The organism is Nonomuraea sp. K271, assembly GCF_009908215.1.
Classification (GTDB): Bacteria; Actinomycetota; Actinomycetes; order Streptosporangiales; family Streptosporangiaceae; genus Nonomuraea; species Nonomuraea longispora.
Genome location: NZ_JAAAHR010000134.1, coordinates 20735 through 27671, shown reverse-complemented (window position 1 = coordinate 27671; position 6937 = coordinate 20735). Strand labels below are relative to the sequence as shown.

8 protein-coding genes are annotated in these 6937 nt (G+C 69.6%); 2 read left to right on the top strand and 6 right to left on the bottom strand.

Features of this window, described 5'->3' with window-relative positions:
* Positions 1-244: 244 nt before the first annotated feature.
* From GUY59_RS34290 to GUY59_RS34275, 4 genes are all read right to left on the bottom strand, one after another.
* Positions 245-949, bottom strand: a complete 705-nt coding sequence (locus tag GUY59_RS34290; protein WP_132333399.1) for a VIT1/CCC1 transporter family protein — start codon at positions 947-949, stop codon at positions 245-247.
* 2 nt (positions 950-951) lie between these two features.
* Positions 952-1878 carry a prolipoprotein diacylglyceryl transferase gene (gene lgt / locus GUY59_RS34285; protein ID WP_252375118.1) on the bottom strand — a complete coding sequence of 309 codons (927 nt, stop codon included), beginning with the start codon at positions 1876-1878 and terminating at the stop codon, positions 952-954.
* Positions 1879-1988: 110 nt separating this feature from the next.
* A complete protein-coding gene (locus GUY59_RS34280; protein ID WP_138204945.1) occupies positions 1989-2753 on the bottom strand; it encodes a DsbA family protein in 765 nt (254 codons plus the stop codon).
* On the bottom strand, positions 2750-3223 hold the full coding sequence (locus GUY59_RS34275) for a MauE/DoxX family redox-associated membrane protein (RefSeq protein WP_132637051.1): 474 nt from the start codon (positions 3221-3223) through the stop codon (positions 2750-2752). The genes GUY59_RS34280 and GUY59_RS34275 overlap by 4 nt, the downstream gene beginning before the upstream one ends.
* A 192-nt stretch (positions 3224-3415) precedes the next feature.
* Between GUY59_RS34275 and GUY59_RS34270 the strand changes: the two genes are divergently transcribed.
* Positions 3416-4021: a TetR/AcrR family transcriptional regulator gene (locus tag GUY59_RS34270; RefSeq protein ID WP_138204943.1), complete on the top strand. Its 606-nt coding sequence runs from the start codon at positions 3416-3418 to the stop codon at positions 4019-4021.
* Positions 3991-4665, top strand: a complete 675-nt coding sequence (locus tag GUY59_RS34265; RefSeq protein WP_138204941.1) for a VC0807 family protein — start codon at positions 3991-3993, stop codon at positions 4663-4665. The genes GUY59_RS34270 and GUY59_RS34265 overlap by 31 nt, the downstream gene beginning before the upstream one ends.
* Before the next feature lie 13 nt (positions 4666-4678).
* Here GUY59_RS34265 and trpA read toward each other — a convergent pair whose 3' ends face one another.
* Together trpA and trpB are read right to left on the bottom strand one after the other, a co-directional pair.
* On the bottom strand, positions 4679-5473 hold the full coding sequence (trpA, locus tag GUY59_RS34260) for a tryptophan synthase subunit alpha (protein ID WP_138204939.1): 795 nt from the start codon (positions 5471-5473) through the stop codon (positions 4679-4681).
* 231 nt (positions 5474-5704) lie between these two features.
* The gene (gene trpB, locus GUY59_RS34255; protein ID WP_132333425.1) at positions 5705-6928 is read right to left on the bottom strand and encodes a tryptophan synthase subunit beta; all 1224 of its coding nucleotides are present in this window, start codon (positions 6926-6928) and stop codon (positions 5705-5707) included.
* Between the last annotated feature and the right edge of the window lie 9 nt (positions 6929-6937).

Here is a 6937-nt window from a genome sequence, read left to right as displayed (position 1 = left end):
CCCGCAGCATGTCCCCCGCCGCCCGACGCGGACCACCCATCGCCCGATCCATCGGCAGCCGACCGGCCCCCACTACGGCCGTCAGCCGCACGCCTGCCACCTGGGCCACCCGACGCAGGCCAGCCGCCAGGGCCGTCCGCGGCAGGCCACTCCCCACTACGCCCACCGGCGCCCTGGGGGTCGGTTGCGGGCCTGGGGCGCTTCGAGGGGTTGCCGGAGCCGGGTGTGGCTCTTCTCCTGGCCATCACAGCGCCGCCGCTCCGATCAGGCTGCCCAGCGCGAACGTGACCGCGGCGGCCACCGCGCCCACCACGAGCTGCCGCAAGCCGGAATACCACCAGGTGCGGGCGGTCACCGTGGAGACCAGCGCGCCCGCGCCGAACAGCGCCACGCAGGAGAGCACGGCCGACACCGTCAGGCTCGAAACCCCGAGGAGGTACGGCAGCAACGGCAGCACCGCACCCACGCCGAACGACAGGAACGACGACACCGCGGCCAGGGACGGCGACGGCAGCTCGCCTGGGGCCACGCCGAGCTCGTTGCGGGTGTGCACCTCCAGCGCCTGGTCGGGGTTGCGTGAGATCTGCCGGGACACCTCGGCCGCGAGTTCTGGGGACACGCCCCGGTCGACGAACGTCTGCGCCAGCTCGGCTTGTTCGTCGTCGGGGTGGCGGGCGAGTTCGCGGCGTTCGACGGCGATCTCGGCCTGCGCCAGCTCACGCTGGCTCGCCACCGAGACGTATTCGCCGCCCGCCATGGACAGCGCGCCCGCGGCCAGACCGGCGACGCCGGCAAGGGAGATGACCTTGGTGTCGGCGGTGCCACCCGCGACACCCGCGATCAGCGCGAAGTTCGACACCAGACCGTCCATCGCGCCGAACACCGAGGGCCGCAACCAGCCTCCGGTGACGTCGCGGTGCTGGTGGTGAGCCTCCGCGCGACCGCTCATCGCTACTTCTTCCCCTTCGTCACGGCATCACCGTCAGGGACCTCCTCCGGCTCGCCGGGCGCCGGGTCGTCGTCCTGCCGTCCGCGATCGGCCCCGTCGCCGTCGGGCGCGTCGCCGTCGGGCGCGTCGGGCGAGCCGGGATCGGCCTGACCGGACACGTGCGCCGGGTCCGGGAGCTCGGACAAGGGCACGACGAACTCTTCGTCGTCCTTCTTCCGCCTCACCCAGAGGTAGACCAGCGCGCCCACGAACAGCAGGATCGACGTCCACTGGTTGATCCGCAGCCCCAGGAAGGTCACAGCGTGATCGACCCCGCCGACCGGGTCGATGCGCAGGCCCTCGATCCAGAACCTGCCGAGCGTGTAGCCGGCGACGTAGAGGGCGAACAGCCGCCCGTGGTGCAGCCTGAACCGCGCCCCTGCGAACAGCAGCGCGAAGCCCAGCGCGATGTCCCACACCGACTCGTACAGGAACGTCGGGTGGTAGAGAACGCCGGGCTCTCCCCCGTGGGCGACATCGATCTCCAGCCCCCACGGCAGCGTGGTCGGCCCGCCGTACAGCTCCTGGTTGAACCAGTTGCCCCAGCGGCCGATGCCCTGGGCGAAGGCGATGCCGGGGGCGACCGTGTCGGCGACGGCGCCCAGGGAGATGCCGCGCTTGCGCACCCACCACCAGACGCCGACGCCGCCGAGCGCGACCGCGCCCCAGATGCCGAGACCGCCCTCCCAGATGAACAGCGCCTGGATGGGCTCCTTGATCGCGCGGCTGCCGAAATAGGTCTGCCAGTCGGTGATGACGTGGTAGAGGCGTCCGCCGATCAGGCCGAAGATGACCGCGGGGACCGCGAGGTCGATGATCGTCCCCTTCTCGCCACCACGAGCGCGCCAGCGCCGCTCGCTCAGCCAGACAGCGACGATGACGCCGAGCACAATGCAGAGCGCATAAGCCCGGATCGGGATGATTCCGAGATACCAGACCCCTTGGGAAGGGCTGGGAATCGAGGCAAGGGGCATGTCAGGTGAGGGTAGCGGAAGTGCGGCTACTTGGCCGCCTTCGTAATCTCTTCGCGCAACTCTTGTGGGCTGAAGAGTACCCCGTTGTCTATTTCTATGCCGTTCAGTTTCACGGTCGGCGTATGGTCGAGCTTCTGTTCGTCACTGACCTTCTTGCTGTACGACAGCTGCGTCTGGGCGTGCTTGCCCGAGGTGACGCACTGCTCGAACTCCGGCGACGTGATCCCGGCGTCCTTGCCCCACTGCACGAGCTGCTCGGGCTGGAAGCCCGGCTCGGTCTCCGGCGGCTGGTTCTCGAAGAGCAGGTCGTGGAAGGCCATCCACTGCTTGCCGTCGGCCACACACCGGGAGGCGCTGCCCGCGCGTACGGAGTTGGACTTCGTCGGCTCCTGGGAGAAGATCGTGATGGGGTGGTAGACCACCTTCGCCAGGCCCTCGGCGGCGAGGTTTTTGAAGGTCTGGCCGCTGACCCGCTCGAGCTCCTTACAGGCGGGGCACTGGAAGTCCTCATAGATGTCGACCACGGGCCCTGTGACGCCCTGCTTGGCCATCACGGCGGCGCCGTCGGGCTGCACCGTGATGGGGGCGAGCGCGCCGGAGGCGTCCTCCGAGCGCGAGTTGCTGGCCGCGTACCACCAGCCCGCTCCGACCGCGGCCACCGCGACCGCCCCCGCGGCGACGTAGGTCACGATCTTCCTGCGCCGCTCCTGAGCGCGAGCGGCGGCCTGCTGTTCCTTGATCTTGTCACGCGCTGACTTCGACATGGCCTTCGTCCGCTGCCCCTTGCTCATCCTTCGTCCTCCACATCACGAGTATCGCCTCCCAGACCGAGTGCTCCGTCGAGAGCCAGGCGGCCCGGCGGGAACCGCGTGATCCAGGCGCCGAGTAGCACGAGGCCGAAGTCACGCAGGATGTCGAGCAGGTAGGTGGGCTCCTGCCCTTGTCCCAGCTGGCCGCCGCCGCCGAAGCAGCCGCAGTCGATCCGCAGGCCGTTCGCCCAGGCCCAGGCGATGCCGAAGACGAACGCGAACATGAGCAGCCCCGCGACCACCGCGGCCACCCTGGTCAGCAGACCGACGACCAGCAGCACGCCGACCACGATCTCCAGCATCGGCAGGGCGTAGCCCACCGGGACGGCGACCGACTCGGGCAGCAACTGGTAAGCCTTGACCGCCACCACGGAGTCCGTCGGATTGCCGATCTTGAGCGCGCCCGCCACGATCAGCACCCCGCCCAGGACCAGCCGGGCGACGACCGTCACCCAGGGTATCGCTGCCGTAGCTCGATGTGACGATTGTGACGCGGCCACGGGTCATCTCCTCTTTCTCTGTGCCGAGATGGGCACAGTACCGGCTTCCCATCCGATCACGTTCACGATAAGCGTCCGCTAAGCCGCTTCCCCTTCCGGCTCCCCCGAGTTGCAATTTTTACTTGTATGAGTTAAAAATTACTCATGCAGGTAAAGCGAGAGGACTCGGTGACGAGCACCGCGCGTCGGGCACAGATCGTCGACGCGGCCATCGCGACGATCGCCGAGATCGGCTACCGCCAGGCGTCCTACTCCAAGATCGCCGAGCGGGCCGGGCTCAGCAGCACGCGGCTGATCTCCTACCACTTCGACAGCAAGGACGAGCTGATCAGCAAGGCGATCAGCACGATCTACACCGACCTGGCGGCGTTCATGACCGCCAGGGTGAGCGCCGCGACCACGCCGCGCGCCGCGCTCGACACCTACATCCGCTCGCTGGTGGAGCACATCGCGGGCCACCGCGCCGAGATGCGCGCCGCCACGGAGATCTTCCTCAACTTCAAGCCCGAGGGCGGCTCCGCGGCGCAGGACGCGGCCACGGACCTGACGGTGCTGGGTCACGTCGAACACCTCCTCGTCAAGGGCCAGGAAAGCGGCGAGTTCGGCCCGTTCAACACCCGCGTGATGGCGATGGCGATCCAGCGGGCGCTCGACGGGCTGCCCTTCCTGCTGGAGGCCGTACCGGACGCCGACCTTGGGGAATATGGCGACGAACTGGCATGGATCTTCGCCAGGGCCACGCGACCATGAGCGCCAGGAACAGAGGGCTGCTCACCCTGGCGGTGGACGTGGGCGTGCCCATCGGCCTGTACTACCTCCTGCGCGCCGCCGACGTCGGCGCCTACGCCGCGTTGCTGATCTGCTCGTTCGTCCCCGGCCTCAGCGTCGTCTCCGATCTCGTACGCCGCCGCAGGCCCGACAGGATCGGCGTGTTCATGACGACCATGATGCTCACCGGCGCCGCGGTCGCCTCGCTGATCCACGACCCCAGGCTCCTGCTGGCCAAGGACGGCTGGTTCATGGCCGCCGGAGGCCTGTGGTTCCTGGTCAGCGTGCGCGGCGACAGGCCGCTGGCCTTCTTGTTCACCAGGCTCATGATCGAAGGGCGGCTCGGGCCCCGCGAGTCGTGGGACGTGTTGTGGGATCGGCTGCCCCGCTTCCGCAGGATCTGGCGGGTGGCGACCGTCATCTACGGCGTCGGACTGATCATCGACGCCCTCGTTCGGGTCGTCATGGCCCATACCCTGCCGATCGACGTCGTCCCCGGCCTCAGCGCCGTGCAGTATGCCGTGTGGCTGGTGCTGATGCAGGTAGCGCTCAACCTGTATCTCGTCCCCAGCGGCGTCTACAACCCTCATTCCAGGCTCTACGCCGACCTTCGCCACGCAGGGTGAAGCTCGGCCGTCGTCAGCGGCGCACGCCTTTGGCCATGTCTTTCGCGAGGACGGCGATCGAGTCACGGCCCGCGGCCTCGTCGGGTGCGTCGAGCATGCGGCGGATGAACGCCGACCCCACGATGACGCCGTCGGCGTAGGCCGCCACCTCGGCCGCCTGGCCTCCGGTGCCGACCCCGAGACCCACGCACACCGGCAGGTCCGTGTGGGCGCGAGTGCGCTGCACCAGACCCTCGGCGGCGGCGTTGACGCTCTCCCTGGCACCCGTGACGCCCATCAGCGAGGCCGCGTAGACGAAGCCCGTGCAGCAGTCGACCACGGCCTTGATGCGCTGGTCCGTCGAGCTGGGCGCCACCAGGAACACGGTGTCGATGCCGGCGCCCGCCGAGGCCGCCCGCCACGGCTCCGACTCCTCGGGCGTCAGGTCGGGCGTGATCGTGCCCGCGCCGCCCGCGTTGGCCAGATCGCGAGCGAAGCGCTCTGCGCCGTATTTGTCGATGGGGTTCCAGTACGTCATGACGAGCGTGGCGGCCCCGGTGGCGGCGACCCCCTCGACCGTGCGCATCACGTCGGCGATGCGCGTGCCGTTGACCAGCGACCGGTGCACGGCGTCCTGGATGGTGGGGCCGTCCATGAGCGGGTCGGAGTAGGGCAGGCCGATCTCGATGACGTCGCAGCCGGCCTCGACCAGGGTCGTGGCGGCGGCGACGGCGCCGTCCTTGGACGGGAACCCCGCGGGCAGGTAGCCGACGAGCGCGGCCCGGTTGTCCGCCTTCGCCTTGGCGAAAACCGTCTGAAGAGTCGTCATGTCTGTCCGTTTCGAAAGTCGAGTCTCACCATGATGCCCTGCCACGCGCCCGCCCAGAATCCTCCGCGCCGCTCAAGGCCCGGGGTGTCGCGGGAGACCGCGCGGTGAGCGGCCCGGCGCAGGCCGTCGGCGGATCCGCGTGGCCCCGGGCTCCTCAGCGGTCTCGATGGCCTCCGGATGCCCCGAGCTGCGAGGCGTCCGAAGCCTCGGAATCGCGAGGCCTCGCGAGGTTCAGAGGTTGAAGTATTTCATCGCCGTGCCCATGTCCTTGTCGCCGCGGCCGGAGAGGTTGACCAGGATGGTCGCCTCGGGGCCGAGCTCGCGGCCGAGCACCAGCGCGCCCGCCAGGGCGTGGGAGGACTCGATGGCGGGGATGATGCCCTCGGTCCTGGCCAGCAGCGAGAAGGCGGCCATCGCCTCGTCGTCGGTGACGCCGTGGTAGACGGCGCGGCCGGAGTCCTTGAGCCAGGCGTGCTCGGGGCCGACGCCAGGGTAGTCGAGCCCGGCGGAGATCGAGTGGGACTCGATGGTCTGGCCCTCGTCGTCCTGCAGGACGTAGGTGCGCGAGCCGTGCAGCACGCCGACCGAGCCCGAGGTGAGGGTGAGCGCGTGCTCGCCGCTCTCCAGGCCGCGCCCGGCGGCTTCGTAGCCGTGCAGTTGGACGCCCTCGTCGCCGATGAACGCGTGGAAGGCGCCGATCGCGTTGCTGCCGCCGCCGACCGCGGCGCACACCGCGTCGGGCAGCCGGCCGGTCAGCTCAAGCATCTGGCGGCGGGCCTCGACGCCGATGATGCGGGCGAAGTCGCGCACGATCTCGGGGAACGGGTGCGGGCCCGCGACGGTGCCGAAGAGGTAGTGGGTGGTGTCGACATTGGTCACCCAGTCGCGGAACGCCTCGTTGATGGCGTCCTTCAGCGTCTGCGAGCCGTTGGTGACCGGCACCACGGTCGCGCCGAGCAGCTTCATCCTGGCGACGTTGAGTGCCTGGCGCTCGCAGTCGACCGCGCCCATGTAGATGACGCACTCCAGGCCGAGCAGGGCCGCGGCGGTCGCCGTGGCCACACCGTGCTGGCCGGCGCCGGTCTCGGCGATCACCCGCTTCTTGCCCAGGCGCTTGGTCAGCAGCGCCTGGCCGAGCACGTTGTTGATCTTGTGGGCGCCGGTGTGGGTGAGGTCCTCCCGCTTGAGCACGATCCTGGCGCCGCCGGCCTGCTCGCTGAAGCGCGACACGTCGGTCAGCGTGGTGGGACGGCCCGCGTAGGTGCGCAGGAGGTGGTCGAACTCGCTCAGGAACTGCGCGTCGTTCTTGGCCTTCTCGTAGACCGCGGCCACCTCGTCGAGCGCCGGGATGAGGGCCTCCGGCACGTATCTGCCGCCGAAGATGCCGAACTTTCCGTGCACGTCGGGGTCGTCGCCGCGCGCGCCGTTGCCCGCCAGGTCGGCGGCGGTCAGGATGGAGCCTTC